General features: G+C 68.3%; 17 protein-coding genes and 3 rRNA genes. 13 read left to right on the forward strand and 7 right to left on the reverse strand.

Translation table 11 applies throughout. The annotated features are described in order from the left end of the window. Window positions 1-321 precede the first annotated feature (321 nt). From JEQ17_RS28370 to JEQ17_RS28400, 7 genes are all read left to right on the forward strand, one after another. Entirely contained in the window at window positions 322-699 is a 378-nt protein-coding gene (locus tag JEQ17_RS28370; protein WP_200397810.1) for a DUF3499 domain-containing protein, read from the forward strand. Between the two features lie 153 nt (window positions 700-852). Then, window positions 853-2469 (forward strand): L-lactate permease, encoded by a 1617-nt coding sequence (locus JEQ17_RS28375; protein WP_200397811.1) that lies wholly within the window; start codon window positions 853-855, stop codon window positions 2467-2469. A gap of 126 nt (window positions 2470-2595) precedes the next feature. Then, a complete protein-coding gene (locus JEQ17_RS28380) occupies window positions 2596-3960 on the forward strand; it encodes a phosphomannomutase/phosphoglucomutase (RefSeq protein ID WP_200397812.1) in 1365 nt (454 codons plus the stop codon). 285 nt (window positions 3961-4245) lie between these two features. After that, window positions 4246-4416: a Trm112 family protein gene (locus JEQ17_RS28385; RefSeq protein ID WP_079053628.1), complete on the forward strand. Its 171-nt coding sequence runs from the start codon at window positions 4246-4248 to the stop codon at window positions 4414-4416. Window positions 4417-4546: 130 nt separating this feature from the next. After that, window positions 4547-5674, forward strand: a complete 1128-nt coding sequence (locus JEQ17_RS28390) for an SIS domain-containing protein (protein ID WP_200397813.1) — start codon at window positions 4547-4549, stop codon at window positions 5672-5674. A gap of 64 nt (window positions 5675-5738) precedes the next feature. Next, on the forward strand, window positions 5739-6890 hold the full coding sequence (gene manA, locus JEQ17_RS28395) for a mannose-6-phosphate isomerase, class I (RefSeq protein ID WP_200397814.1): 1152 nt from the start codon (window positions 5739-5741) through the stop codon (window positions 6888-6890). A 210-nt stretch (window positions 6891-7100) separates the two neighbouring features. Next, window positions 7101-8078, forward strand: a complete 978-nt coding sequence (locus JEQ17_RS28400) for a cation diffusion facilitator family transporter (protein ID WP_200397815.1) — start codon at window positions 7101-7103, stop codon at window positions 8076-8078. A 267-nt stretch (window positions 8079-8345) separates the two neighbouring features. Here the strand turns inward: JEQ17_RS28400 and JEQ17_RS28405 are convergent, their stop codons facing one another. Further along, window positions 8346-10589: a fructose-specific PTS transporter subunit EIIC gene (locus JEQ17_RS28405; RefSeq protein ID WP_200397816.1), complete on the reverse strand. Its 2244-nt coding sequence runs from the start codon at window positions 10587-10589 to the stop codon at window positions 8346-8348. 417 nt (window positions 10590-11006) lie between these two features. On the opposite strand from JEQ17_RS28405, the gene ahcY reads away from it, so the two are divergent. Together ahcY and JEQ17_RS28415 are read left to right on the forward strand one after the other, a co-directional pair. Beyond that, entirely contained in the window at window positions 11007-12464 is a 1458-nt protein-coding gene (gene ahcY / locus JEQ17_RS28410) for an adenosylhomocysteinase (protein WP_143642772.1), read from the forward strand. An 89-nt stretch (window positions 12465-12553) separates the two neighbouring features. Then, on the forward strand, window positions 12554-13168 hold the full coding sequence (locus JEQ17_RS28415; protein ID WP_200397817.1) for a hypothetical protein: 615 nt from the start codon (window positions 12554-12556) through the stop codon (window positions 13166-13168). A gap of 25 nt (window positions 13169-13193) precedes the next feature. Here JEQ17_RS28415 and JEQ17_RS28420 read toward each other — a convergent pair whose 3' ends face one another. Further along, on the reverse strand, window positions 13194-14216 hold the full coding sequence (locus tag JEQ17_RS28420) for an RDD family protein (protein WP_200397818.1): 1023 nt from the start codon (window positions 14214-14216) through the stop codon (window positions 13194-13196). Window positions 14217-14333: 117 nt separating this feature from the next. Between JEQ17_RS28420 and JEQ17_RS28425 the strand changes: the two genes are divergently transcribed. The 4 genes from JEQ17_RS28425 to rrf all read left to right on the forward strand — a co-directional run bounded on the left by JEQ17_RS28425 (window position 14334) and on the right by rrf (window position 21135). After that, the gene (locus JEQ17_RS28425) at window positions 14334-15341 is read left to right on the forward strand and encodes a stage II sporulation protein M (RefSeq protein ID WP_200397819.1); all 1008 of its coding nucleotides are present in this window, start codon (window positions 14334-14336) and stop codon (window positions 15339-15341) included. A gap of 607 nt (window positions 15342-15948) precedes the next feature. Further along, window positions 15949-17474, forward strand: a 16S ribosomal RNA gene (locus tag JEQ17_RS28430). Window positions 17475-17796: 322 nt separating this feature from the next. Then, window positions 17797-20917: ribosomal RNA gene (locus tag JEQ17_RS28435) — 23S ribosomal RNA — on the forward strand. Window positions 20918-21018: 101 nt separating this feature from the next. Then, a 5S ribosomal RNA gene (gene rrf / locus JEQ17_RS28440) occupies window positions 21019-21135 on the forward strand. Together the 16S, 23S and 5S rRNA genes form the textbook arrangement of a ribosomal RNA operon. Before the next feature lie 114 nt (window positions 21136-21249). Here rrf and JEQ17_RS28445 read toward each other — a convergent pair. The 5 genes from JEQ17_RS28445 to JEQ17_RS28465 are packed head-to-tail and all read right to left on the reverse strand — an operon-like array spanning window position 21250 to window position 26950. After that, window positions 21250-22560 (reverse strand): DUF58 domain-containing protein, encoded by a 1311-nt coding sequence (locus JEQ17_RS28445; protein WP_200397820.1) that lies wholly within the window; start codon window positions 22558-22560, stop codon window positions 21250-21252. Beyond that, window positions 22560-23552 carry an AAA family ATPase gene (locus tag JEQ17_RS28450; protein ID WP_383394524.1) on the reverse strand — a complete coding sequence of 331 codons (993 nt, stop codon included), beginning with the start codon at window positions 23550-23552 and terminating at the stop codon, window positions 22560-22562. Before JEQ17_RS28450 ends, JEQ17_RS28445 begins: the two co-directional genes overlap by 1 nt. Further along, entirely contained in the window at window positions 23549-24766 is a 1218-nt protein-coding gene (locus tag JEQ17_RS28455; RefSeq protein WP_200397822.1) for a DUF4350 domain-containing protein, read from the reverse strand. Before JEQ17_RS28455 ends, JEQ17_RS28450 begins: the two co-directional genes overlap by 4 nt. Next, window positions 24763-25512 carry a DUF4129 domain-containing protein gene (locus tag JEQ17_RS28460; RefSeq protein ID WP_200397823.1) on the reverse strand — a complete coding sequence of 250 codons (750 nt, stop codon included), beginning with the start codon at window positions 25510-25512 and terminating at the stop codon, window positions 24763-24765. The genes JEQ17_RS28455 and JEQ17_RS28460 overlap by 4 nt, the downstream gene beginning before the upstream one ends. A gap of 4 nt (window positions 25513-25516) precedes the next feature. Then, window positions 25517-26950, reverse strand: a complete 1434-nt coding sequence (locus tag JEQ17_RS28465) for a glycerophosphoryl diester phosphodiesterase membrane domain-containing protein (protein ID WP_200397824.1) — start codon at window positions 26948-26950, stop codon at window positions 25517-25519. Between the last annotated feature and the right edge of the window lie 18 nt (window positions 26951-26968).

Raw genomic sequence — 26968 nt, forward strand, 5'->3', positions numbered from 1 at the left:
CGCGGCTCCCGCCCCACGGCGCGACCAGCGCCCACAACCGGCAGCGACTCACCAACCGCGTATGCCACTTGATGACCATTCCAGCCAAGGTTGGGCTCGTTTCCATATGCCTCTAGGACCACAGAAATAACGGCAATTGACAGCTTTCGCACCAACTCGGGACCACTCCTGGACCCGTCCGAAATTTCGCCAACACCCGTACCCGCAGGTCAACAAGGCGCGCCAGGAACCACCTGTGTCAGGAGTCACACCACGACACGGTGGAGTGACCCCGGGGGGAGTCGTCGCGGCCCGCTCAAGAGTGCGGTACCGTCCAACGTCGTGAGCCCTGTACGTCGCTGTTCGCGCACCGCTTGCGGCCGTCCCGCCGTCGCGACGCTGACGTACGTCTACGCCGACTCGACCGCGGTCCTCGGCCCGCTCGCCACCTACGCCGAACCCCACTGTTACGACCTGTGCGCCGAGCACTCCGAGCGCCTCACCGCCCCGCGTGGCTGGGAGGTCGTCCGGCTCGCCGACGGCTCCGCCCCCTCCCGCCCCAGCGGTGACGACCTGGAGGCGCTCGCCAACGCCGTGCGTGAGGCGGCCCGTCCGCAGGAGCGCGCCGCGCAGGCGGGCGGCGGCAACGCCCGCGGCGCGGACCCGATGGAGGTCGCCCGCCGTGGCCACCTCCGGGTGCTGCGCTCGCCGGACTCCTGAACCTCCTTCCCTCCAACGGGACTTCACCCCGTGCATATTCGGTGCACGTTTCACTCGGTGGCGCACGACCATTGACGTGAGCTTGTCGCGGACACGACCATTCCCCCGCCCGTGAGAAATCGCTTTCCGCATCGCGGAATCCGGGGAGGCTCCGTGTACATCCAGGAACTCGAGCCCGTGGCCGACTCGCTCGGCCTGTCCGCACTCGTCGCGACCCTGCCCCTCGTCATCGTCCTCGTCCTGCTCGGCGGCGTCCGGATGAAGGCGCACCTGGCAGGCCTCATCGGCCTCGCGGCCGCGGCCCTGGTCGCCTGGCTCGCGTACGGCATGCCCGTCGGCCAGACGCTCTCCAGCGCGGCCCAGGGAGCCGTGTTCGGCCTCTTCCCCATCCTGTGGATCGTCGTCAACGCCCTCTGGGTGTACCGGATGACCGTCCGCACCCGGCACTTCGACATCCTGCGCCGCTCGTTCGGACGGCTCTCCGACGACCCGCGCATCCAGGCGCTCGTCGTCGCGTTCTGCTTCGGCGCGCTCCTTGAGGCCCTCGCGGGCTTCGGCGCGCCCGTCGCGATCTGCTCGGTCATGCTGGTCGCGCTCGGCTTCGATCCCGTCCGCGCCGCCGTGGTCGCGCTGGTCGCCAACACCGCGCCGGTCGCCTTCGGGGCGATGGGCACCCCGGTCGTGACACTGGCTCAAGTCACGGGCCTGCCACTGGATTCCGTCGCCTCCGTGGTGGGCCGTCAGACTCCGCTGCTCGCCCTGGTGGTGCCCCTGGTGCTCGTCTTCCTGGTCGACGGGCGACGCGGACTGCGCGAGACCTGGATCCCGGCCGTGGCGTGCGGATTCGCCTTCGCCGTCGCCCAGTTCGCCGCATCCAACTACGTCTCCGCCCAACTGGCCGACATCGGGGCCGCCCTGGCCGGCGCGGGCGCGCTGATGGCGGTCCCGCACGCCCGCAAGCCCGCCCCCGAACCCGTACGGGCCGCGGTCCTGACCGGCGTACGCAGCGAGGACCTGGACGAGGAGGACCCGCGCCCCGAGGTGCTGCGGGCGTACGCCCCGTACGCGCTGATCGTCGTGATCTTCTCCATCGCCCAGATCCCGGTGGTGAAGGACCAGTTGGCGAAGGCGACCCGCACCTTCGACTGGCCGTTCCTGAACGTCGCGAACGCGGACGGCGACCCCGTCGGCGGCAACCTCTTCACCTGGCCCATCGTGTCCACGGGCGGCACGCTCGTCCTGCTCGCGGGGGTGTGCACGGCCGTCGTACTCGGGGTGCACGCGCGCGTGGCGGTCAGGGAATGGGCGGCCACCGTCCACGAGTTGAGGTTCGCGATCCTCACCGTGACGTCCGTGCTGGCGCTCGCCTACGTCATGAACCTCTCCGGACAGGCGGCCACGATCGGCCACTTCGTGGCGGCGGCCGGCGCGGGACTTGCCTTCCTGTCACCGGTCCTGGGCTGGTTCGGCGTGGCGGTCTCCGGATCGGACACCTCCGCCAACGCGCTCTTCGGCGCCCTTCAGGTCACCGCGGCCCACGAGTCGGGGCTCTCCCCGGAGCTCCTCGCGGCCGCCAACAGCTCCGGAGGCGTCCTCGGCAAGATGATCTCGCCGCAGAACCTCACCATCGCCTGCGCGGCGGTCGGCCTCGCCGGCCGCGAGGGAGACCTGCTGCGCAAGGTGCTCCCATGGAGCCTCGGACTCCTGCTGGTCATGTGCCTGATCGTCGTCGGACAGAGCTCGCCCGTCCTGGAATGGATGCTTCCATAGGCCTTGCGAAGTCCGTGCGGGGTCCGTGCGCGATGTCCGTATGTGCCCTCCCGGGTACCGCACGGCCGAGTGTCAGTGCGTACGGGTAGTTTGGGGCCACCGTTGAGGACTCAAGGAAGGCTGGCCGTGACCGCTGATCTGTCGCAGCTCGTAAAGGCGTACGACGTACGCGGGGTGGTCCCGGACCAGTGGGACGAAACGCTGGCCGAGCTGTTCGGCGCGGCCTTCGTGCAGGTCACGGGCGCCGACGCGATCGTGACCGGGCACGACATGCGCCCCTCGTCCCCCGGTCTTTCGCGGGCCTTCGCGCGCGGTGCGGCGGCGCGCGGCGTCGACGTGACCGAGATCGGGCTGTGCTCGACGGACCAGCTGTACTACGCGTCGGGGGCGTTCGGCCTCGCGGGCGCGATGTTCACGGCCTCGCACAACCCGGCGCAGTACAACGGCATCAAGATGTGCCGCGCGGGCGCCGCCCCGGTCGGCCAGGACACCGGCCTCGTGGAGATCCGCGAACTGGTCGAGTCCTGGATCGACTCCGGGGCCCCGACGTCGGACGCGACACCGGGCACGATCACCCGGCGTGACACCCTGGACGACTACGCGGCGCATCTGTGCGGCCTCGTCGACCTGACCGCCATCCGCCCCCTGAAGGTCGTGGTCGACGCGGGCAACGGCATGGGCGGGCACACCGTCCCGACCGTCTTCGACGGCCTGCCCCTGAGCCTCGTCCCGATGTACTTCGAACTGGACGGCACGTTCCCGAACCACGAGGCGAACCCGCTGGACCCGGCGAACATCGTCGACCTCCAGAAGCGCGTCCGCGAGGAGGACGCCGACCTCGGCATCGCCTTCGACGGCGACGCGGACCGCTGCTTCGTCGTCGACGAGCGCGGCGAGCCCGTCTCCCCGTCCGCGATCACGGCCCTGGTCGCCGCCCGCGAGCTGGCCAGGAACGGCGGCAAGGGCACGGTCATCCACAACCTGATCACGTCCTGGTCGGTCCCGGAGGTCGTCCGGGAGAACGGCGGCACGCCGGTACGCACGCGCGTGGGCCACTCCTTCATCAAGGCGGAGATGGCCACGTCCGGCGCGATCTTCGGCGGCGAGCACTCCGCGCACTACTACTTCAAGGACTTCTGGAACGCGGACACGGGCATGCTCGCCGCCCTCCACGTTCTCGCCGCCCTCGGTGGGCAGGAGGGCACGCTCTCCGCCCTCGTCGCCCAGTACGACCGCTATGCCGGCTCCGGCGAGATCAACTCCACGGTCGACGACCAGGCCGACCGCCTGGCCGCGATCAAGGCCGCCTATGAGGGCCGCGAGGGCATCACCCTCGATGAACTCGACGGCCTCACCGTCTCCGCCGCCGACTGGTGGTTCAACGTCCGCCCGTCCAACACGGAGCCCCTCCTCCGCCTGAACGCGGAGGCCCGCGACGAGCCGACGATGACGAAGGTCCGGGACGAGGCGTTGGCGATCATCCGGGGCTGAGGCCAAGGGGTTTCGCCCCCGCCGCCCCTACCCGTCCCGTCCCTGGGGGCTGCCGCCCCCAGACCCCCGCTTCGGCCTGAACGGCCTCGTCCTCAAACGCCGGACGGGCTACTGGTCAGCCTCTCCGGCGTTTGAGGAGCGGGGGTTCGGGGGCGGAGCCCCTGAGTCAGGGACGGGAATGGGTAAGGGCGGCGGGGGCGAACTCTCCCGACGCCCACCCCTCCCCACAGCGGTACCCTGACCAGGCCACATCACCGCACGACCCCGCCCCCGAAGGGACCCGACATGCCGCTCGAAGCCGGCCTCCTGGAGATCCTCGCCTGCCCGGCGTGCCACGCCCCCCTCAAGGAGCAGGAAACCGAGCTGATCTGCACCGGCCAGGACTGCGGCCTGGCCTACCCCGTCCGGGACGACATCCCGGTCCTCCTCGTGGACGAGGCCCGCCGCCCCGCATAGGCCGCAGAGGGCCCGCACAAGGCCCACCGCACAGGGCCCGCCGCCCCAGGCGACCCGCAAAGGGCCCGCCGCCCAGGCGACCCGCAAGGCCGAGCCCCAAGGAAGAACCGGCGACCGGAGGCTGCCGCCCATGCTCGACGAATCGCTGCTCGACGCCCCCGAGGCCCTCGCGGAGGCAGACCGCCGCGGTCTGCTCCGCGGCGCCGCCGAAGCGGGCGCCCGAGTCCGCACGGCGGCCCGGCACGCGGCCGAGGCGGGCATCCCCGAGCTCAAGCCGGACGGCCGCCCGCGAGCCGTCCTGATCGCGGGCCCCGGCGCCGCCGCGATCAGCGCCGCGGACCTGCTCGGCACCCTGGCCGGGGCGGGCTGCCCCGTCATCCGTCTGGCCCCCACCGGCGTGGCCCCGGCGGCGGGCGCACTCCGCTGGGAGCTGCCCGGCTGGGCGGGCCCTGTCGACCTGATCCTGATCGCCACCCCGGACGGCAGCGAGCCCGGCCTCTCGCTCCTGGTCGAGCAGGCCTACCGTCGCGGCTGCACGGTCGCCGCCGTGGCCCCGGCCCGCTCCCCGCTGACCGAGGCGGTGGACGGCGCCCACGGCCTCTTCGTACAGATGGCGACCGCCCCCTACGAGCCGGGGGCGCCCTCAGCCGCGTCCGCCCCCGGAGTGCTCTGGGCGCTGCTCACACCGCTGCTCGCGCTCCTCGACCGCACCGGTCTGGTCACCGCGCCGCCCGAGGCCCTGCAGAAGGTCGCCGACCGGCTCGACCAGATCGCGGAGCGCTGCGGCCCGGCCATCGCGACGTACAGCAACCCCGCCAAGACCCTCGCGGCCGAGCTGGCCGAGGCGCTCCCGGTGATCTGGACCGAGGGCACGTCCGCGGGCCCGGCCGGCCGCCGTTTCGTCGGCGCGCTGGCCGAGCTGGCGGGCCGCCCCGCGCTCGCCGCCGAGCTGCCCGAGGCGCTCGACGCGCACAGCGTCCTGCTCTCGGGCGCGCTGGCCGCCGGCGCGGACCCGGACGACTTCTTCCGCGACCGCGTCGAGGAGGCACAGGTCATGCACGCGCGCGTGGTCCTCCTCCGCGACCGGCCGACCGGCGGCCTCAGCGCCGCCCCCGCCGCCCGTGAACTGGCCCTCAGCCACGACACACCGATCAGCGAACTCGAACCGGATGACGGCGGCGACCTGGAGACCCTCGCCGAGCTGATCGCCATCACGGATTTCGCCGCCGTTTACCTGGCGCTCGCCTCGGGAGCCTGACCTTGAGCCACGCCTGGTGACCAGCGCCCGCTGAGCAGCGTACGTACGGAGAAGAAAACAGAGCATGGACCGCCTCGACAACACGATCCGCCCCTACGCCTGGGGCTCCACCACGGCCATCCCGCGCCTCCTGGGCGCCGAGCCGACCGGCGAGCCGCAGGCCGAGATGTGGATGGGCGCCCACCCCGGCGCGCCCTCGCGCACCCCCCGCGGCCCGCTCACCGAGGTGATCGACAAGGCTCCCGAGAAGGAGCTGGGCCCGGCGGCCGTCGCCAAGTTCGGCCCGCGCCTCCCGTTCCTCCTCAAGCTCCTCGCCGCGGGCGCCCCCCTCTCCCTCCAGGTGCACCCCGACCTCGCCCAGGCCAAGGAGGGGTACGAGGACGAGGAGCGCCGGGGTGTCCCGATCGACGCCCCGCACCGCAACTACAAGGACGCCAACCACAAGCCCGAACTGATCTGCGCGCTCACCGAGTTCGACGGCCTGTGCGGATTCCGGGCCCCGGCGGAGGCCGCCGACCTGCTCGCGGCCCTTGAGGTCGACTCCCTCAAGCCGTACGTCGATCTGCTGCACGCCCACCCCGAGGAGGCGGCGCTGCGCGAGGTGTTGACGGCCGTGCTGTCCGCGGACCGCGAGCAGATGGCCGCCACGGTCACCGAGGCGGCCGCGGCCTGCGCCCGGCTCGGCGGCGCCCACGCCCCGTACGCCGATCTCGCCCACCACTACCCGGGCGACCCGGGCGTCATCGCCGCGATGCTGCTCAACTACGTTCAACTGCAGCCGGGAGAGGCCCTGTTCCTGGGCGCCGGCATCCCGCACGCGTATCTGAACGGCCTCGGCGTCGAGATCATGGCCAACTCCGACAACGTCCTGCGCTGCGGCCTCACCCCCAAGCACGTCGACGTCCCCGAACTCCTGCGGATCGTCCGGTTCGAGGCGAGCGACCCGGGCGTACTGCGCCCCGAGGCGTCCCCCGACGGCGAGGAGGTCTACGAGACCCCCATCGACGAGTTCCGCCTCTCCCGGTACGCCCTCGTGGCGGGCGCCCCGGTCCACGACCTCACCCTCGCCACCCCGCAGATCCTGCTGTGCACCGCGGGTTCCGTACAGGCGGGCGAGCACGCGCTCGGCCCCGGCCGGTCCGTCTTCGTACCGGCGGGCGAAAAGGCGGAAGTGTCCGGAGAGGGCACGGTCTTCCGGGCCACCGTCATCGCCTGAGCCCGGCGACCCTCCCCATGGCGGGACCATGGCGGGATCCTCCGTCATGGCCCGAAACGGTCACTGTGGCGACCCGGCGTACCGATGTCGGCCCGGGCTGCAACAATGGCCCACCGCAAAGGGCGGGCAAAGCCCGGTACGGCAGCCGAGCGGGCAGACGGCCTGGCAGACGGCCGGCCGGGATGGCAGACGAAGGGACATCGGGAACACATGAGCGCGTCAGGCGGCACCAAAGCGATCGTGGCGGCACTCGCCGCGAACCTCGCGATCGCGGTAGCGAAGTTCGTGGCGTTCCTCTTCAGTGGTTCGTCGTCGATGCTCGCCGAGTCCGTGCACTCGCTCGCCGACTCGGGGAACCAGGGCCTGCTGCTCCTCGGCGGCAAGAAGGCCAAGCGCGAGGCGACCCCGCAGCACCCCTTCGGCTACGGCCGCGAGCGGTACATCTACGCCTTCCTCGTCTCGATCGTCCTCTTCTCGGTCGGTGGCATGTTCGCCATCTACGAGGGCTACGAGAAGATCAAGCACCCGCACGACATCACCCACTGGTACTGGCCGGTGGGCGTCCTCGTCTTCGCGATCATCGCCGAGACCTTCTCCTTCCGGACTGCCATCAAGGAGTCCAACACGATCCGCGGCAAGCAGTCCTGGAAGGAGTTCGTACGCCACGCCAAGGCCCCCGAGCTCCCGGTCGTGCTCCTTGAGGACCTGGGCGCGCTCGTCGGTCTGATCCTCGCGCTCATCGGCGTGGGCCTGGCCCTCGGCACGGGCGACGGCGTCTGGGACGGCATCGGCACCCTCTGCATCGGCATCCTGCTGATCGCCATCGCGATCGTCCTGGCCGCCGAGACCAAGTCGCTGCTCCTGGGCGAGGCCGCGGGCGTCGAGGACGTCAAGAAGATCGAGGCCGCCATCGTCGACGGCGAGACGGTCCCCGCCATCATCCACATGCGCACGCTCCACCTCGGCCCCGAGGAACTGCTGGTCGCCGCCAAGATCGCCGTCCGGCACGACGAAACGGCCACCGAGGTCGCCGCCGCCATCGACGCCGCCGAGTCCCGCATCCGCGAGGCCGTCCCGATCGCCCGCGTCATCTACCTCGAACCCGACATCTACAGCGAGACCGAGGCCGCAAAGGGCCCGGACGCCGAGGCAGCCCCCGGCGGCCCGGTACCCACCACCGACCACTGACTTCCCGTACGAGGATCCTGTACGAGGAGGGGGTCGCCCTCTTCCCCGTACGCCTCCCTCGTACGAGACCGGGCCCGCCGAGCGATTCGGCGGGCCCTTCCACGTACAAGGCCGTACGTCCGTGCCGCGCCGCCAGCGCGTGAACGGGCCAGGGCGGCGGCCCGGGGGGGCATCGACCATCCGCCCCCGTACTTACCACGGTGACCCTCGTACAGGCCGACCGCACATGCAGCGAGAGGTGCGAGGCCCCGGACGGGATCCGTGTGGCTACCGGATCTCGCGCAGCACGTCGAGAACCGCCGCCTCGTCGGCAGCCGTCATCAGCCGCTCCCGGAACCCGGTGTCCATCAACTTCCGCGACAGCAGCGCCAGGATCCGCAGATGCTCGTCCCCGGCGGCGGCCTCCGGCACGGAGATCATGAAGACCAGCTTCGCCTTCGTACCGTCGAGCGAACCCCACTCGACCCCCTCCGCCGACCGCGCGAACCCGACGACGGGCGCCGTCACCGCATCGGTCTTGGCGTGCGGGATGGCGATCTCCTCGCCGAGCCCGGTCGTGCCCTGCTCCTCGCGCCGCAGCGCCGCCGCAACCAACTCCTCGACGTCCGTGACCTTCCCGGTGGCGGCCAACAGCCCGGCCATCTCCCGGATCGCGGACTCCTTGTCACCGGAATCGAGCCGAACCTTGACGGTCTGCGCCGTGAGATACCCGGAGAGAACTTCGTCGTCCGAGTCCGAGTCCGAGCCCGAGTCCGAGCCCGAGCCCGAGCCCGAGTCTGCGTCCGAAACCGAAGCCGAAGCCGAAGCCGAAGCCGAAGCCGAGTCCGAAACCGAAGCCGAGTCCGAGGCACCGGCGGATGCAGGAGTCGATTCCGTCCGCTGGGCGGGAGCGTGCGCGGTGGCCGTCCCGCTGCCGGCGCCGAGGCCGTCACTGCCAACGCCAACGCCAACGCCAACGCCAACGCCAACGCCAACGCCCACGCCCGCGAGGGCGAGTTCGGGCTGCGGTGCGAGCCCGTCGGCCATCGGCCGGCCCTTCCGCCTGCGCTCACCGACGTCGATGAGCGCGACCGTGGTCAGGGCCGTCACCACGGTTCCGATCACCACGGCCACGAAGAACATCGGTACGCCGCTGACGGCACCCAGCACCGCCACGATCGGCCCGCCGTGCGGCACCGCGTCCTCGACCCCGGCGAGACCCGCGAGCGCTCCGGCCACCGCACCGCCGAGCATGTTGGCGGGGATGACCTGCGCCGGCCGTGCGGCGGCGAACGGAATGGCGCCCTCGGATATCCCGAACAACCCCATGAACAGCGAGGCGAGACCCGTCTCGCGCTCCTGCTCGGTGTAGAGCCGCTTCCGGATCAGCGTGGCGAGCCCCTGCCCGAGCGGCATCACCGGGATCGCGGCCGCGCACATGCCCATGACCTCCTGGTTGCCGGTCGCGATGAGCCCCGCGCCGAACAGGAACGCCGTCTTGTTGACCGGCCCGCCCATGTCGAACGCGATCATCAGCCCCAGGATCGCGCCGAGCAGCACCGCACTGGTCCCGGTCATCCCGCCGAGCCAGTCCGTCAGATGCTCGAAGACCCAGGAGATGGGCTTGCCGATCACGTAGATGAAGAACAGCCCGAGAGCCGTCGTCGCCACGATCGGGATCACGATGATCGGCATGATCGGCCGGACGAACTTCGGAACGTCGACCTTCTTGATCCACAGCACCAGATAGCCGGCGAGGAATCCGGTCACGATCGCCCCGATGAAGCCCGCGCCCGCCTCGGAGTCGTACAGCGAACCGGTGTTGGCGATCCACCCGCCGACCATGCCCGGTACCAGCGCGGGCCGGTCCCCGATCGCGTACGCGATATAGCCGGACAGGATCGGCACCATCAGCTGGAACCCGATGACGCCGATGTTGTTGACGTCCATCCAGAAGGAGCCCTTCGGGATGACCAGGCCACCGGACGGATCGGTGTGCCCGCCGAGCGACAGCGAGATCGCGATCAGCAGCCCGCCGACCACGACGAACGGGATCATGTAACTGACGCCGTTCATCAGCGCCTTGTACCCGATGCTCCTCTCCTTGCCGCCGCCACCACCGCCGCTGCCGGCGGGTGAGGAGGTACTGGTCCCGCCCCCACCTCCTCCGCGCACGGGCGCGGTCCGCACCTGCTCGATCAGCCGCTCGGGGTGGTGGATCCCCTCGGCGACGCCGACGGTCACGACCCGCTTTCCGGCGAACCGGCTCAGGTCCACATCCTTGTCCGCGGCGATGATCACGCCGTCCGCGGTTCTGACATCGTTGTCAGTGAGTACGTTTTCGGCCCCGATCGAGCCCTGGGTCTCCACCTTGATGTCGACGCCGAGCCGCTCCGCCGCCTGCGAGAGCTTCTCGGCCGCCATATAGGTGTGGGCAATGCCGGTCGGGCAGGCAGTCACCGCGAGCAGCTTCAACCGCTGCCGCTCGTCACTGCCGCCGCCCGTGGGGGGAAGGCCGGCCGGACTGGTCACGTCGATCTCCTAACGCCTTTGTTGTGGGGGATCGCGATCCGCGAGCTGGCGCACATGGTCCCGATCCCCGGCATCCTGCAACAGACCCCTGCACAGGACCAAAAGTTCAAAAGTCCCGGATTGTCCGGTCTTGTTGGCCCCTGAACCCGGCCCGGCGGACGCTAGGACTCCGCTTTCTTTCTGTCCGGAGGCGGACTGGGGCCCGCTGAGCCGATCGGTGTAGATTCGTAACCGAGCCAGACGTCGCTGCTGATGGCGGTCGGGCGGCCCCGTACGGGCCGACCGAGGGAGAGAGGGCCTCCGACGGACTGCGCTGCGCAAGGCACCGGGCATTCGTGTGCCCCGTGGGCGCACGTCCTGCCCCGCCGCCGCGCAGACCAGCCCACCCCACCTCGACCAACCCGAGGAGCAGCTCGAATGACCACTGTCGACAACCGACAGGACTTCAAGGTCGCCGACCTTTCCCTGGCCGACTTCGGTCGCAAGGAGATCACCCTCGCCGAGCACGAGATGCCCGGCCTGATGTCGATCCGCAAGGAGTTCGCCGCATCCCAGCCGCTGGCCGGCGCCCGCATCATGGGCTCGCTGCACATGACCGTGCAGACCGCCGTCCTGATCGAGACCCTGGTCGCCCTGGGCGCCGAGGTCCGCTGGGTGTCCTGCAACATCTTCTCCACCCAGGACCACGCGGCCGCCGCCATCGCCGTCGGCCCGAACGGCACGCCCGACAACCCCCAGGGCATCCCGGTCTTCGCCTGGAAGGGCGAGACGCTGGAGGAGTACTGGTGGTGCACGGAGCAGGCGCTGACCTGGCCGAACACCCCCACCGGCGGCCCGAACATGATCCTGGACGACGGCGGTGACGCCACCATGCTCGTCCACAAGGGCGTCGAGTACGAGAAGGCCGGCAAGGTCCCGTCCCTCGACACCGCCGAGTCCGACGAGCACCGCGTCGTCCTGGGGCTCCTGACCCGGACGATCTCCAACGGCTCGCAGAAGTGGACCCAGGTCGCCTCGGAGATCCGCGGCGTGACCGAGGAGACCACCACCGGTGTCCACCGCCTGTACGAGATGCACCGCGACGGCACCCTCCTGTTCCCGGCGATCAACGTGAACGACGCCGTCACCAAGTCGAAGTTCGACAACAAGTACGGCTGCCGCCACTCCCTGATCGACGGCATCAACCGCGCCACCGACGTCCTCATCGGCGGCAAGACCGCGGTCGTCCTCGGTTACGGAGACGTGGGCAAGGGCTGCGCGGAGTCCCTGCGCGGTCAGGGCGCCCGCGTGATCGTCACCGAGATCGACCCGATCTGCGCGCTGCAGGCGGCGATGGACGGCTACCAGGTCACGACGCTCGACGAGGTCGTCGACAAGGCCGACATCTTCATCACCACGACCGGCAACAAGGACATCATCATGGCCTCGGACATGGCCAAGATGAAGCACCAGGCGATCGTGGGCAACATCGGCCACTTCGACAACGAGATCGACATGGCCGGCCTGGCGCAGATCCCGGGCATCGTCAAGGACGAGGTCAAGCCCCAGGTCCACACCTGGAAGTTCCCCGACGGCAAGGTGCTCATCGTCCTCTCCGAGGGCCGCCTGCTGAACCTGGGCAACGCGACCGGCCACCCGTCGTTCGTGATGTCCAACTCGTTCGCGGACCAGACCCTGGCCCAGATCGAGCTGTTCACCAAGCCCGAGGAGTACCCGACCGACGTCTACGTGCTGCCCAAGCACCTCGACGAGAAGGTCGCCCGCCTCCACCTCGACGCGCTCGGCGTGAAGCTCACGACGCTCCGCCCGGAGCAGGCGAGCTACATCGGCGTAGAGGTCGAGGGCCCGTACAAGTCGGACCACTACCGCTACTGAGCAGCCGAGCCCGGCGCTCAGCCAACGGTTGTCAGCAGGCCCCCGTCGTCACCGGCGGGGGCCTGCCCCCTACGAGGACCCGAGCCACCATGCCCCGCGGCCGATATTCGCTCCATGATCCGCACGACCACACCCCCCTTGCCGAAGAACACTTCCACTGCGCGCCCGGCCCCTCCGGCTGGCGCTATGTCTCCCAACTGACCACCCCCTCCGGCGACCCGGCCGGTTCCGTCGACCTCGCTCTCGACGACCTCGGCCGCCCCATCCGCCTCGAACTGCACGCCTCGGGCTGGCAGGTCCGCGGCGCCGCCCTCGACGGCGTCACCTGGGTCCGCACCGACCCCACGGGAGTTCACGCCACCGAAGGCAATGTCCGCGCCCACGCCTTCACCGGCACATCCCCCGCGTTCCTCATCGCCACCGCACGTCTGCTGCGCCTCACCCCCGATGCCTCCGCCACGCGTGTACGCCTCGTCGCCTTCACGGACCCGGTCCTCGCCCCGCGCACCCTCGACCAGTCCTGGGCCCTGATCACGAGAGAAACACACGCCACTGACAACGGCCCCCTGGCCGTGGAGGAATACCAGGTCACAGCCCTGGACACCGGTGAGCAGCACGCCGTGCACCTCTCCGGCGACGTGATCCTCTCCGCACCCGGCATCGAGCTGGAGGACCTGGAATCCCCGCCGTCGGTGTTCGCCTGACGAAGGTGCCGGGGGAGCCCGCGAGCTACGCGGGCGGGGCGAAGCCGGTGGCGGGACGCTCGGCGCCGGCGTCCTGGGGTGCCGGTGCCGGTGCCGGTGCCGGTGTTGGCGTCGGTGTCGGTGTGGGGGCCGAGTAGACGGTGGGCGGCGAAGCCGATGGGTACGGATGGGGCGGGTAGACCGATTCCGGCGAAGGCACCATCCCGTACGGCGTCCCAGGCCCGCTCATGCCTGGCGCACCTGACGTACCTGGCATGCCCGTCATCGCCCCGCCCGCGGCAGTACCACCGACAGCGGCCCCGCCACTGAACGCCCGCCGGGCCTCCCGGGCCTGCCGCTCCTGCATCACGGCAGCCAGGTACGCCGCCGGCGGCACCCCCTGCGGCGCCGGAGCCCCGGTGCGCTCCGCGACATCGGCCGCGAGCCGCTCCGCCATCGCCCAGCCGACCTGCGGATCGAGCTGCTGCATCCGCGTCAGGTACTGCCGGACGGCCAGCCACAGCGCATCAGGAACGCCGGACAGATCAAGGCCGGAGAACCGCCCGGCCAGCCAGGGCGGCGGCGGAGGCACGAAGGACGTACGCCCGGCGGGAATCCGTTCCCGTACGACCAGAGTCCCCGCGAACACATCACCGAGCCGCCGCCCCCGCGCGGACACCAGTGAGGCGATGCACGCGACGACCCCGAACGTCATCAGGATCTCGACCACGCCGACCGCCCCGCGCACCAGCGCGTGCCGGAACCGGATCGGCCCGCCGTCGTCCCGCACGACCCGCAGCCCGCACGCCATCTTCCCCAGCGACCGCCCATGACTGAGCGTCTCCACGGCGATCGGACCACCCACCAGCAGAAGAATGAACGCGGCGATCGACACCGCCATCTGCGCCGCCTCGTCGAGCGCGGACGTGGACGCCACCAGGGCAATGGTCACCGCGACATAGGCGGCCACCGCCACCGCCAGGTCGAGCACCACGGCCAGCACCCGGCTCGGCAGCTTCGCGGGGCGCAACTCCAGCGCCACCGCCTCGCCCGTCACAAGCTCACTCACGCCCGCCGTCCTTCCCCGAACTGCCCCGAGGACAGCCAGTCTGCCAAGCTGAGGGCACATCGCGCCGCAGTGCGACAAGCTGACCACACGACGAGCAGCCGAGGAGCAGCCAACCCGATGGACCTCGACGTCTTCGTGTCCGCCCACCGAGCCGAATGGGACCGGCTCGACGCACTCCTCGGACGCCAAAGGCGCCTCACCGGCGCGGAGGCCGACGAACTCGTAGCCCTCTACCAGCGCACGGCGACCCATCTCTCCCTGATCCAGTCGAGCGCCCCGGACCCCCAGTTGACCGGCCGCCTCAGTCAACTGGTGGCACGCGCGCGTAGTGCGGTGACAGGCACCCGCCGAGCCTCCTGGCGCGATGTCACCCGCTTCCTCACGCACGGTTTCCCCGCCGCGGTCTACCGCTCACGCCACTGGTGGGTCCCCACCGCGCTGCTCTCCACAGCCGTCGCCATCGTCCTGGGGTGGTGGATCGGGACCCACCCGGAGGTCCAGTCCTCGATCGCGGCCCCGAGCGAACTGCGGGAGCTCACCCGCCCCGGCGGCGAGTACGAGACCTACTACTCGAGCCATCCGGCGACGTCCTTCGCGGCCCAGGTGTGGACGAACAACGCCCAGGCCGCCGCGATGTGCCTGGTACTCGGCGCCTTCCTCTGTCTGCCGGTCGTCTGGATCCTCTTCCAGAACATGCTCAACGTGGGCGTGGGCATCGGCCTGATGTCCTCGGCAGGCCGCCTCGACACCTTCCTCGGCCTGATCCTCCCGCACGGCCTCCTGGAACTGACCGCCGTCTTCGTAGCGGCCGGTACGGGACTACGTCTCGGCTGGACAGTCATCGACCCTGGCCCCCGCAGCCGCCGATCCGCCCTCGCCGAGGAGGGTCGAGCAGCCCTGGGCATGGCGATAGGCCTGGCCCTGGTCCTCTTCGTCTCGGGCGCCATCGAAGGCTTCGTCACCCCGTCCGGCCTCCCGACCTGGGCCCGCATCGGCATCGGCATAGCCGCCGAGCTGCTGTTCCTCGCGTACGTCTACATCCTGGGCGGTCGCGCGGCGCGGGCCGGCGAGACGGGCGACGTCGAGGAAGCCGAACGCAGCGCCTCCGTACCGACCGCCGCCTGATGTGCAGGCACGCCTACTGAGCTGCTAGTCTCCTCTTCGCCCCACAAAAACCGTTGACACGGGACGCGTGGGGAGGTAGATTCGAACAGTTGCCTAGAACTGGACAAGTTCGGTGGCGGCGGTTTAACATCTGTCAGCTTCCTGGAATTCGGTTCCGGAGAAGCACTTCCCGATAAATCAGGAACGAGTGGCCGGTAAGGCCGGTCAAAAACTTCTGATAAAGTCGGACTCGCCGAAAGAAAGCCACTAGGCAATCGAATAGGCAAAGGCCTCCCAACTGGCCACCGGAAATGAATTCCGACCGGAAACGGAACGGAAAACGAGTCTGGTAAGGTTGGAAACACGAAGGGAAGCGCCCGGAGGAAAGCCCGAGAGGGTGAGTACGAAGGAAGCGTCCGTTCCTTGAGAACTCAACAGCGTGCCAAAAATCAACGCCAGATATGTTGATACCCCGTCTCCGGTCGTCATGGCCGAAGATGAGGTTCCTTTGAAAAAGTCCTGCCGGGCATTGTTCCGGCAGGCGCACAGCGAGGACGCAGTGAACGACCGGTCTTATTCCGGCTGGTTGTTCCGCTCTCGTGTGTGTTCTCCCGATTACGGGAATACATTCACGGAGAGTTTGATCCTGGCTCAGGACGAACGCTGGCGGCGTGCTTAACACATGCAAGTCGAACGATGAAGCCCTTCGGGGTGGATTAGTGGCGAACGGGTGAGTAACACGTGGGCAATCTGCCCTTCACTCTGGGACAAGCCCTGGAAACGGGGTCTAATACCGGATAACACTCCTACAGGCATCTGTGGGGGTTGAAAGCTCCGGCGGTGAAGGATGAGCCCGCGGCCTATCAGCTTGTTGGTGAGGTAGAAGCTCACCAAGGCGACGACGGGTAGCCGGCCTGAGAGGGCGACCGGCCACACTGGGACTGAGACACGGCCCAGACTCCTACGGGAGGCAGCAGTGGGGAATATTGCACAATGGGCGAAAGCCTGATGCAGCGACGCCGCGTGAGGGATGACGGCCTTCGGGTTGTAAACCTCTTTCAGCAGGGAAGAAGCGAAAGTGACGGTACCTGCAGAAGAAGCGCCGGCTAACTACGTGCCAGCAGCCGCGGTAATACGTAGGGCGCAAGCGTTGTCCGGAATTATTGGGCGTAAAGAGCTCGTAGGCGGTCTGTCGCGTCGGATGTGAAAGCCCGGGCTTAACCCCGGGTCTGCATTCGATACGGGCAGACTAGAGTGTGGTAGGGGAGATCGGAATTCCTGGTGTAGCGGTGAAATGCGCAGATATCAGGAGGAACACCGGTGGCGAAGGCGGATCTCTGGGCCATTACTGACGCTGAGGAGCGAAAGCGTGGGGAGCGAACAGGATTAGATACCCTGGTAGTCCACGCCGTAAACGGTGGGAACTAGGTGTTGGCGACATTCCACGTCGTCGGTGCCGCAGCTAACGCATTAAGTTCCCCGCCTGGGGAGTACGGCCGCAAGGCTAAAACTCAAAGGAATTGACGGGGGCCCGCACAAGCAGCGGAGCATGTGGCTTAATTCGACGCAACGCGAAGAACCTTACCAAGGCTTGACATCGCCCGGAAAGCATCAGAGATGGTGCCCCCCTTGTGGTCGGGTGACAGGTGGTGCATGGCTGTCGTCAGCTCGTGTCGTGAGATGTTGGGTTAAGTCCCGCAACGAGCGCAACCCTTGTTCTGTGTTGCCAGCAACCTCTTCGGAGGGTTGGGGACTCACAGGAGACTGCCGGGGTCAACTCGGAGGAAGGTGGGGACGACGTCAAGTCATCATGCCCCTTATGTCTTGGGCTGCACACGTGCTACAATGGCAGGTACAATGAGCTGCGATGTCGCAAGGCGGAGCGAATCTCAAAAAGCCTGTCTCAGTTCGGATTGGAGTCTGCAACTCGACCCCATGAAGTCGGAGTTGCTAGTAATCGCAGATCAGCATTGCTGCGGTGAATACGTTCCCGGGCCTTGTACACACCGCCCGTCACGTCACGAAAGTCGGTAACACCCGAAGCCGGTGGCCCAACCCCTTGTGGGGAGGGAGCTGTCGAAGGTGGGACTGGCGATTGGGACGAAGTCGTAACAAGGTAGCCGTACCGGAAGGTGCGGCTGGATCACCTCCTTTCTAAGGAGCATCTAGGCCGCCAAGTTCTGCTTGGTGGTCCAGGGCCATTACGTCGGCACACGTCCGACGGTGGTTGCTCAAGGGTGGAACGTTGATTATTCGGCCGGTTCACGAGCCGGAGGCTTGCAAGTACTGCCCTCGTAAGAGGGTGTGGAAAGCATGATCTCTGGGCGGGAGCCGGCTGGGCACGCTGTTGGGTGTCTGAGGGTACGGACCTTGTGTCTGGATCTTCAGTGCCGGCCCCGGTACAGCATCGCGTGAGCGGTGTGTGACGGGTGGTTGGTCGTTGTTTGAGAACTGCACAGTGGACGCGAGCATCTGTGGCCAAGTTTTTAAGGGCGCACGGTGGATGCCTTGGTACCAGGAACCGATGAAGGACGTGGGAGGCCACGATAGTCCCCGGGGAGCCGTCAACCAGGCTTTGATCCGGGGGTTTCCGAATGGGGAAACCCGGCAGTCGTCATGGGCTGTCACCCACATCTGAACACATAGGGTGTGTGGAGGGAACGCGGGGAAGTGAAACATCTCAGTACCCGCAGGAAGAGAAAACAACCGTGATTCCGGGAGTAGTGGCGAGCGAAACCGGATGAGGCCAAACCGTATACGTGTGAGACCCGGCAGGGGTTGCGTGTACGGGGTTGTGGGATCTCTCTTTCACAGTCTGCCGGCTGTGAGACGAGTCAGAAACCGTTGGTGTAGGCGAAGGACATGCGAAAGGTCCGGCGTAGAGGGTAAGACCCCCGTAGTCGAAACATCAACGGCTCGTTTGAGAGACACCCAAGTAGCACGGGGCCCGAGAAATCCCGTGTGAATCTGGCGGGACCACCCGCTAAGCCTAAATATTCCCTGGTGACCGATAGCGGATAGTACCGTGAGGGAATGGTGAAAAGTACCGCGGGAGCGGAGTGAAATAGTACCTGAAACCGTGTGCCTACAAGCCGTGGGAGCGTCGCTCATCAAGTTTACTTGGTGGGTCGTGACTGCGTGCCTTTTGAAGAATGAGCCTGCGAGTTTGCGGTGTGTTGCGAGGTTAACCCGTGTGGGGAAGCCGTAGCGAAAGCGAGTCCGAACAGGGCGATATAGTAGCGCGCTCAAGACCCGAAGCGGAGTGATCTAGCCATGGGCAGGTTGAAGCGGCTGTAAGAGGTCGTGGAGGACCGAACCCACCAGGGTTGAAAACCTGGGGATGACCTGTGGTTAGGGGTGAAAGGCCAATCAAACTCCGTGATAGCTGGTTCTCCCCGAAATGCATTTAGGTGCAGCGTCGTGTGTTTCTTGCCGGAGGTAGAGCACTGGATAGGCGATGGGCCCTACCGGGTTACTGACCTTAGCCAAACTCCGAATGCCGGTAAGTGAGAGCACGGCAGTGAGACTGTGGGGATAAGCTCCATGGTCGAGAGGAAACAGCCCAGAGCATCGACTAAGGCCCCTAAGCGTACGCTAAGTGGGAAAGGATGTGGAGTCGCAGAGACAACCAGGAGGTTGGCTTAGAAGCAGCCACCCTTGAAAGAGTGCGTAATAGCTCACTGGTCTAGTGATTCCGCGCCGACAATGTAGCGGGGCTCAAGCGTACCGCCGAAGTCGTGTCATTCGTACACATATCCCCAACGGGAGTACGGATGGGTAGGGGAGCGTCGTGTGCCGGGTGAAGCCGCAGCGGAAGCTAGTGGTGGACGGTTCACGAGTGAGAATGCAGGCATGAGTAGCGATACACACGTGAGAAACGTGTGCGCCGATTGACTAAGGGTTCCTGGGTCAAGCTGATCTGCCCAGGGTAAGTCGGGACCTAAGGCGAGGCCGACAGGCGTAGTCGATGGATAACCGGTTGATATTCCGGTACCCGCTGTGAAGCGTCAAACATTGAACCAGGCGATGCTAAGTCCGTGAAGCCGCCCTGGAGCCTTCGGGCAAAGGGGAGTGGTGGAGCCGACGGACCAGACCTGTAGTAGGTGAGTGATGGGGTGACGCAGGAAGGTAGTCCAGCCCGGGCGGTGGTTGTCCCGGGGTAAGGGTGTAGGCCGAGTGGTAGGTAAATCCGCTACTCATCAAGGCTGAGACCTGATGCCGAGCCGATTGTGGTGAAGTGGATGATCCTATGCTGTCGAGAAAAGCCTCTAGCGAGTTTCATGGCGGCCCGTACCCTAAACCGACTCAGGTGGTCAGGTAGAGAATACCGAGGCGTTCGGGTGAACTATGGTTAAGGAACTCGGCAAAATGCCCCCGTAACTTCGGGAGAAGGGGGGCCATCACTGGTGATCGGATTTACTCCGTGAGCTGGGGGTGGCCGCAGAGACCAGCGAGAAGCGACTGTTTACTAAAAACACAGGTCCGTGCGAAGCCGTAAGGCGATGTATACGGACTGACGCCTGCCCGGTGCTGGAACGTTAAGGGGACCGGTTAGTGCACTTTCGGGTGTGCGAAGCTGAGAACTTAAGCGCCAGTAAACGGCGGTGGTAACTATAACCATCCTAAGGTAGCGAAATTCCTTGTCGGGTAAGTTCCGACCTGCACGAATGGCGTAACGACTTCTCGACTGTCTCAACCATAGGCCCGGTGAAATTGCACTACGAGTAAAGATGCTCGTTTCGCGCAGCAGGACGGAAAGACCCCGGGACCTTTACTACAGTTTGATATTGGTGTTCGGTTCGGCTTGTGTAGGATAGCTGGGAGACTGTGAAGTCATGGCGCCAGCCATGGTGGAGTCGTCGTTGAAATACCAGTCTGGTCGTGCTGGATGTCTAACCTGGGTCCGTGATCCGGATCAGGGACAGTGTCTGATGGGTAGTTTAACTGGGGCGGTTGCCTCCTAAAGAGTAACGGAGGCGCCCAAAGGTTCCCTCAGCCTGGTTGGCAATCAGGTGTTGAGTGTAAGTGCACAAGGGAGCTTGACTGTGAGACCGACGGGTCGAGCAGGGACGAAAGTCGGGACTAGTGATCCGGCGGTGGCTTGTGGAAGCGCCGTCGCTCAACGGATAAAAGGTACCCCGGGGATAACAGGCTGATCTTCCCCAAGAGTCCATATCGACGGGATGGTTTGGCACCTCGATGTCGGCTCGTCGCATCCTGGGGCTGGAGTCGGTCCCAAGGGTTGGGCTGTTCGCCCATTAAAGCGGTACGCGAGCTGGGTTTAGAACGTCGTGAGACAGTTCGGTCCCTATCCGCTGTGCGCGTAGGAATATTGAGAAGGGCTGTCCCTAGTACGAGAGGACCGGGACGGACGAACCTCTGGTGTGCCAGTTGTCCTGCCAAGGGCATGGCTGGTTGGCTACGTTCGGGAGGGATAACCGCTGAAAGCATCTAAGCGGGAAGCCTGCTTCGAGATGAGTATTCCCACCAACTAGATTGGTTAAGGCTCCCAGTAGACGACTGGGTTGATAGGCCGGATGTGGAAGCCCTGTAAGGGGTGAAGCTGACTGGTACTAATAGGCCGAGGGCTTGTCCTCAGTTGCTCGCGTCCACTGTGTCAGTTCTGAAATAACGAACGACACGTCTCCCCTCCTGGGCCACAGGGGGGTTGAGGCACCGGTTCAGAATTTCATAGTGTTTCGGTGGTCATAGCGTGAGGGAAACGCCCGGTTACATTCCGAACCCGGAAGCTAAGCCTTACAGCGCCGATGGTACTGCAGGGGGGACCCTGTGGGAGAGTAGGACACCGCCGAACAAAATTTGAATGAGAAAAGCCCCCGCACTTCGGTGCGGGGGCTTTTTGTGTTTTCAGGGCATTTTCGTGGCGGGGCTTCTTTCGGCCTTTTCCGCCCCTGCATTTCTCCAGCGCTCAAAGGCGGCCCGCTGCCTTGAGCGCAAGGTACGCGTCCGCCAAGGCCGGCGGGAGATCGTTCGGGGTCGCGTCGACGACAGTCACTCCGTGGCGGGTGAGTTGTTCCGCGGTGCGATGGCGTTCTGCCTGGGCCTGCGCCGCGGCAGCGGCCTCGTACACGGCTTCGGTGTCTCCTCGTGCTGCTGCCATGCGCTCTATGTGGGGGTCGGACACCGAAGCGACGAGGACTGTGTGGCGCTGGGTGAGGCGGGAGAGTACGGGAAGCAGGCCTTCCTCGATGGGGGCCGCGTCGAGGGTCGTGAGGAGCACGATCAGGGAGCGGCGGGGTGCCGTGCGGAGAGCGGTGGAGGTCAGGCCGCGGGCGTCCGTTTCGAGGAGTTCCGGTTCGAGGCGGGCCATGGCGTTGACCAGGGAAGGAAGGACATCGCCTGCGGAACGGCCCTGCACGAGGGCTCGTACGCGGCGGTCGTATCCGAGGAGGTCCACTCGGTCGCCTGCCCGGGAGGCCAGGGCTGCGAGGAGGAGGGCCGCGTCCATGGAGGCGTCGAGGCGGGGGATGTCTCCGACGCGGCCCGCTGAAGTGCGGCCCGTGTCGAGGATCAGGAGGATGTGGCGGTCGCGTTCGGGGCGCCAGGTGCGTACGGCGACCGTGGAGTGGCGGGCTGTGGCGCGCCAGTCGATCGAGCGGGTGTCGTCGCCGGGGACGTACTCGCGGAGGCTGTCGAATTCCGTGCCTTCGCCTCGGGTCAGGACGCTGGTGCGGCCGTCGAGTTCGCGCAGGCGGGCCAGCTTCGAGGGGAGGTGCTTGCGGCTGGTGAAGGGGGGCAGGACGCGTACCGTCCAGGGGACTTTGTGGCTTCCCTGTCGGGTGAGGAGGCCGAGAGGGCCGTACGAGCGGATGGTGACGCGGTCCGCGTGGCGGTCGCCGCGGCGGGTGGGGCGCAGCCGGGTTGTCACGCGTCGGCGTTCGCCTGCGGGGACCGTGAGCTCGTGACGGGACGCGGCGATCTCCGTGCCGGGCTGCCAGCTGCTTGGGGGCCAGGCGTCGCGGATGCGGGCGCGCAGCGGGCGGCTGGACGCGTTGGTGACCGTGAGGGTGACGTCGGCTGTTTCGCCGAGGCGTGCCGAGGTGTCGCCGGAGCGGGTCAGCCCGAGGCGGCGTACGGGGGCCGCCAGGGCGAAGTCGCAGGCGCAGGCGAGTGCCAGCGGGGCGTTCACGGCGAGGATGCCCGTCCAGCTGGGTTCCCAGATGCCGACGGGGAGGGTGCCGAGGGCCGCCAGGAGGGCGGCGCGTCCGGTGAGGGCCATCAGCGGGGTACGGGGACGTGGGCGAGGATCGCGTTGATGACCGAGTCGGCCGTCACGCCCTCCATCTCTGCTTCCGGGCGGAGCTGGATGCGGTGGCGGAGGGTCGGGAGCGCGAGGGCCTTCACGTCGTCCGGGATGACGTAGTCGCGGCCGGTCAGCCAGGCCCAGGCGCGGGCCGTGGCCTGGAGCGCCGTCGCGCCACGCGGGGAGACGCCCAGGGTGAGGGAGGGGGATTCGCGGGTGGCGCGGCAGATGTCCACTACGTAGCCGGTGATTTCGGGGGAGATCGAGGTCTTGGCGACGGCCGCGCGGGCGGCTTCGAGGTCTGCCGGGCCTGCGACGGGGCGTACGCCGGCGGCGCGCAGGTCGCGAGGGTTGAAGCCCTCCGCGTGGCGGCTGAGGACGTTGATCTCGTCCTGGCGGGACGGGAGAGGGATCGTCAGCTTGAGGAGGAAACGGTCCAGTTGGGCTTCCGGGAGGGGGTACGTGCCCTCGTACTCGACCGGGTTCTGGGTGGCGGCGACCAGGAACGGCTCGGGGAGCGGGCGCGGGGTGCCGTCGACCGTGACCTGGCGTTCCTCCATCGCTTCGAGGAGCGAGGACTGGGTCTTGGGCGGCGTGCGGTTGATCTCGTCGGCGAGGAGGAGGTTCGTGAAGACCGGGCCGGGCTGGAAGGAGAACTCGGCGGTGCGGGCGTCGTAGACGAGGGAGCCCGTGATGTCGCTCGGCATCAGGTCGGGGGTGAACTGGACGCGCTTGGTGTCGAGTTCGAGTGCGGATGCCAGGGCCCGGACGAGCAGCGTCTTGGCCACTCCGGGGACCCCTTCCAGCAGGACGTGTCCGCGGCAGAGGAGTGCGACGACGAGGCCGGTCACTGCGGGGTCCTGGCCGACCACGGCTTTGGCGATCTCGGCGCGCAGGGCTTCCAGGGAGGCGCGGGCGGTGCCCGGATCCCCTGTGTACCCGGCGTTGTCAGTGGTCGGGGCCATCATGGACGGCGTACCTCTCTTTCGAGGGCGTCGAGTTGGTCGGCGAGAGCGATGAGGGCCGCGTCGTCGCCGGGAGGCGGCCCGAAGAGGAGTGTGTGCAGGGCCTGTCCTTCCCGGCGGAGCTGGGCGGACAGGGCGGGGAGCAGGGCTTCGGGCGCGTGCGCCTGGGCGGGGGAGACACCGACGAGGGGGGCGAGGCGGGTGCGGGTGGTGGAGCGCAGAGCCGCGGCGGCGCGGTCGCGGGCGTTGGACTTGCGGTAGAGGCGGGCGCGGCCTTCGACGGTCTCGGAGGCGCGGATCGCGACGGGGAGCTTCTCGGGCACGAGCGGGCCGAGGCGGCGGGCACGCCAGAGGGCGGCCAGGATCGCGGCGAAGAAGAGCTGCAGCGTGCCCCAGAGCCAGCCCGAAGGCATCAGGTCGAAGAAGCTGCGGTCACCGGCGTCGGTGGCCGAGTCGTCGGAGAGCGAGGGGAGGTACCACACCAAGTGGGGGCGGGAACCGAGCAGTTGGAGGGCGAGCGAGGCGTTGCCCTGCTTGTCGAGGCGTTCGTTCCGGAGGATGTCGGGAGCACCGAGCACGACGGTGTCGCCGTTCCCCTCGGCCGCCGGGATGCGCAGCAGGGTGGGCAGGCCGTCGCCGGGGTAGCAGGAGTCGGTGTCGGGCGCGCTCGTGGTGTAGCGGATGCCGCCCGTTTCGGCCTTGCCCGCTCGCCGGGCTGCGGGCAGGGGGCAGTTCGGCGACAGCGTGGAGTCGAAGCTGGGCGCGGGGTCGGCGTCGACTCCGGGGGCGAGGGTGCCGACGGACGGGGCGCCGGGGGCGACGAGGAGGGTGCGGCCGCCGGAGTCGGTGACCGCAGAGTGGAGGCGGTCCTGCTGACGGTCGGTCAGCAGGTCGGGGCGGGCGACCAGCAGGGTCGTGTCGGAGCCGGCTGCCGCTGCGGCCTCTTCCAGGGTGGTGACCACGCGGGTGGACACACCTCGGTCGGCGAGGAGTTCGGCGACGGCGCGGCTGCCGGAGGGCTCTGCGGAGCGCGGGTCGAGGCTGCCGGTCTGGGCGTCCGAGCGGATCGCGGCGATGGCCACGGCGGCTGCCAGGAGGATCACGAGCGCGACCAGGACGCCCCGCGTGCGGGTCCACAGTTGACGGGCCGTGGGAGAGGCCGAGGTGGACGGCGGGGTGGCCTCGGGCGCCTCGGGTGCGGGGGCCTCGGTGGTCACTCGGCGGCCCCCTGGTGGGCGCTGTGGGCTGTGCTGTGGGTGCTGCTCGCGAGGACCGGCCTGGTGCGTTCCAGGTCGCGGTCGAGTTGTGAGAGGCGGTGGTACGTGTCCGAGCCGGCCGTTCGTCCGCCGTACGTCACGTCGTCGAAGTCCCGGGCGGCGGCGCGCAGTCGGTCCGTGTGGGCGGGGAGCGTGCGGCCCGCTTCGGCGGCGGCCTCGTCGGCGGTGCGGCCGGGGCGGGGGTCGAGGAGGGCGCGTTCCTCCAGGGAGCGCACGACGGCGCGCATGCGCTCCTGGACGGCTTGGTTCCAGTGGCCCTGGGCCGCGTGTGCCTCGGCGGCCGCGCGGTGCTCGGCCGCGCTGCGCGGCCGGTCGTCGAAGAGCGGGGCCGCTGATGTCGGGCCTCGGCGTGGGGTGCCGAGGCGCCACCAGAGGGCGCCGATGAGTGCCAGGGCCGCCAGGACGACGACGAGGAGGCCGAGCGCGCCGCCCGGTGTCGCGGAGGAGGCGGCGTTGAACAGTTTGTCGACCCACTCCCAGAAGGCGTCCAGGGCGCGTTGGAGCAGGCTGGGGTCGTTCTCGTGGTACATCCGCTTGGACAGCTCGCGCCGGGCCGCCTCCTGCGCGGGGTCGCGCGGGATGGTGACCGGCGGTTCGCCTTCGCCGCGAGACAGCGCGAGTACGGCCGTCCCGTCGGCGCGTGGCAGCGCGAGTACCGCTGTGAGAACTCCCCCCGCCAGGCTCACTCCGTCAGCTCCCCGGAGTGGAGCCGGGGGTGCCGGAGCCGTAGTCCTGGACGCCGGCCGCGCGGGCCAGGTCGAGGTCGAGGGCCTCGCGGCGGATGCGCTGGTCGATGTAGAGGAGCACGGAGACGCCGGCGGTGATCGGGAACGTGAGCATGGATCCGATCACCGAGCCGATCCCGCTGATGATGAGGAACGTCCAGCCGAGGTCGCCGGTGCCGGTGTTGAGGAAGCCGGTGACGCCCTCGCCGCTGAGTCCGGAGGCGAGGAAGGCGAAGGGGATCACGATGATCGACGCCACGATGTTCGCGATGATCGTGGCGAGCAGCTGGATGCCGAAGACCCGCCACCAGGAGCCGCGGACGAGCTTCGCGGAGCGGCTCATCGACTTGAAGACGCTCTGCTTCTCCAGCATCAGGGCGGGCGAGGCCAGCGAGAAGCGGATCATCAGCCAGAGCGCGACGACGGCCGCGGCCAGGCCGCCGAAGACGGCGAGCGCGATGGCGCCGTCACCTCCGCCGGCCAGGCCGACGAGGATGCCGGGCAGTGTGCCCAGGGCGCCGACCGTGATGGCGATGAGCGGCAGCAGGAAGGTCAGGCCGAAGAGCTTGGGCAGCTGCGGCCGGGCGTCGCTCCACGCCTCCGCGGTGGTCACCGACTTTCCGAGCACGGCGCGGCTGGTCACGGTCGTGAGCAGGGCGGTCGCCACGATCGTGCCGAGCAGGGTGATCAGCAGGACGACGCCGGAGTTCAGGAGGCTGTCGCCCAGGGCGCGCGACAGTTCGCCGGCGGTGGCGCTGGGGTCGTTGAGGGTCTCCGTGCTGGCGCTGTCGTCCAGGACGAAGCCCTGGAGCAGGATCACGGCGATCTGCGTGAAGACCGCGACGGTCAGCGAGATGCCGAGCACGGTGCGCCAGTGCGTACGCATCGTGGACACCGCGCCGTCGAGGATCTCGCCGACGCCGAGCGGGCGGAGCGGGATGACGCCGGGCTTGGCCGCGGGCGGGGGACCGCCCCAGCCGCCTCCCCAGCCCGGGTGTCCGCCGGGGCCGTAACCGCCGGGGCCGCCGTAGCCACCAGGGCCGCCGGGACCTCCGTAGCCGCCGTACCTGCCGGGGCCGGTGGGCGGCTGGCCGCCCCAGCCCGGGCCCGCGGGGGGCTGACCGCCCCAGCCGGGGCCGGGCGGGGGTGGTGGCGGGGCCTGGGGCGGGGTGTTCTGGGGGCTGCCGGGGGACGGCCACTGGGCCGGTGGGGGCTGCTCCTTGGACCACTTCGGGCCGGGGCCGGACGGGGCGGCGCCGGGTCGGCCCGGTTCGCCCGCCGGCTCCGTGGGACCGGGCCGGTCCGCGGGCTCGGCAGGGCCGGAAGCCGTCGGCTCCTGTCCGTTCTGCCCGTCGGAGGGGGCGGATCCGGGCGATGCCCAGCCCGGAGTGTCTTTCATCGTCGCTCCTTCACGGTG

The organism is Streptomyces liliifuscus, from assembly GCF_016598615.1.
GTDB lineage: Bacteria > Actinomycetota > Actinomycetes > Streptomycetales > Streptomycetaceae > Streptomyces > Streptomyces liliifuscus.

Coding starts and splice junctions, on each gene's coding strand:
- JEQ17_RS28425 (WP_200397819.1), top strand. CDS start 14,334: ATGGACCTCGACGTCTTCGTGTCCGCCCACCGAGCCGAATGGGACCGG.
- JEQ17_RS28400 (WP_200397815.1), top strand. CDS start 7,101: ATGAGCGCGTCAGGCGGCACCAAAGCGATCGTGGCGGCACTCGCCGCG.
- JEQ17_RS28415 (WP_200397817.1), top strand. CDS start 12,554: ATGCCCCGCGGCCGATATTCGCTCCATGATCCGCACGACCACACCCCC.
- JEQ17_RS28385 (WP_079053628.1), top strand. CDS start 4,246: ATGCCGCTCGAAGCCGGCCTCCTGGAGATCCTCGCCTGCCCGGCGTGC.
- JEQ17_RS28445 (WP_200397820.1), bottom strand. CDS start 22,560: ATGGCCCTCACCGGACGCGCCGCCCTCCTGGCGGCCCTCGGCACCCTC.
- ahcY (WP_143642772.1), top strand. CDS start 11,007: ATGACCACTGTCGACAACCGACAGGACTTCAAGGTCGCCGACCTTTCC.
- JEQ17_RS28390 (WP_200397813.1), top strand. CDS start 4,547: ATGCTCGACGAATCGCTGCTCGACGCCCCCGAGGCCCTCGCGGAGGCA.
- JEQ17_RS28450 (WP_383394524.1), bottom strand. CDS start 23,552: ATGATGGCCCCGACCACTGACAACGCCGGGTACACAGGGGATCCGGGC.
- JEQ17_RS28465 (WP_200397824.1), bottom strand. CDS start 26,950: ATGAAAGACACTCCGGGCTGGGCATCGCCCGGATCCGCCCCCTCCGAC.
- manA (WP_200397814.1), top strand. CDS start 5,739: ATGGACCGCCTCGACAACACGATCCGCCCCTACGCCTGGGGCTCCACC.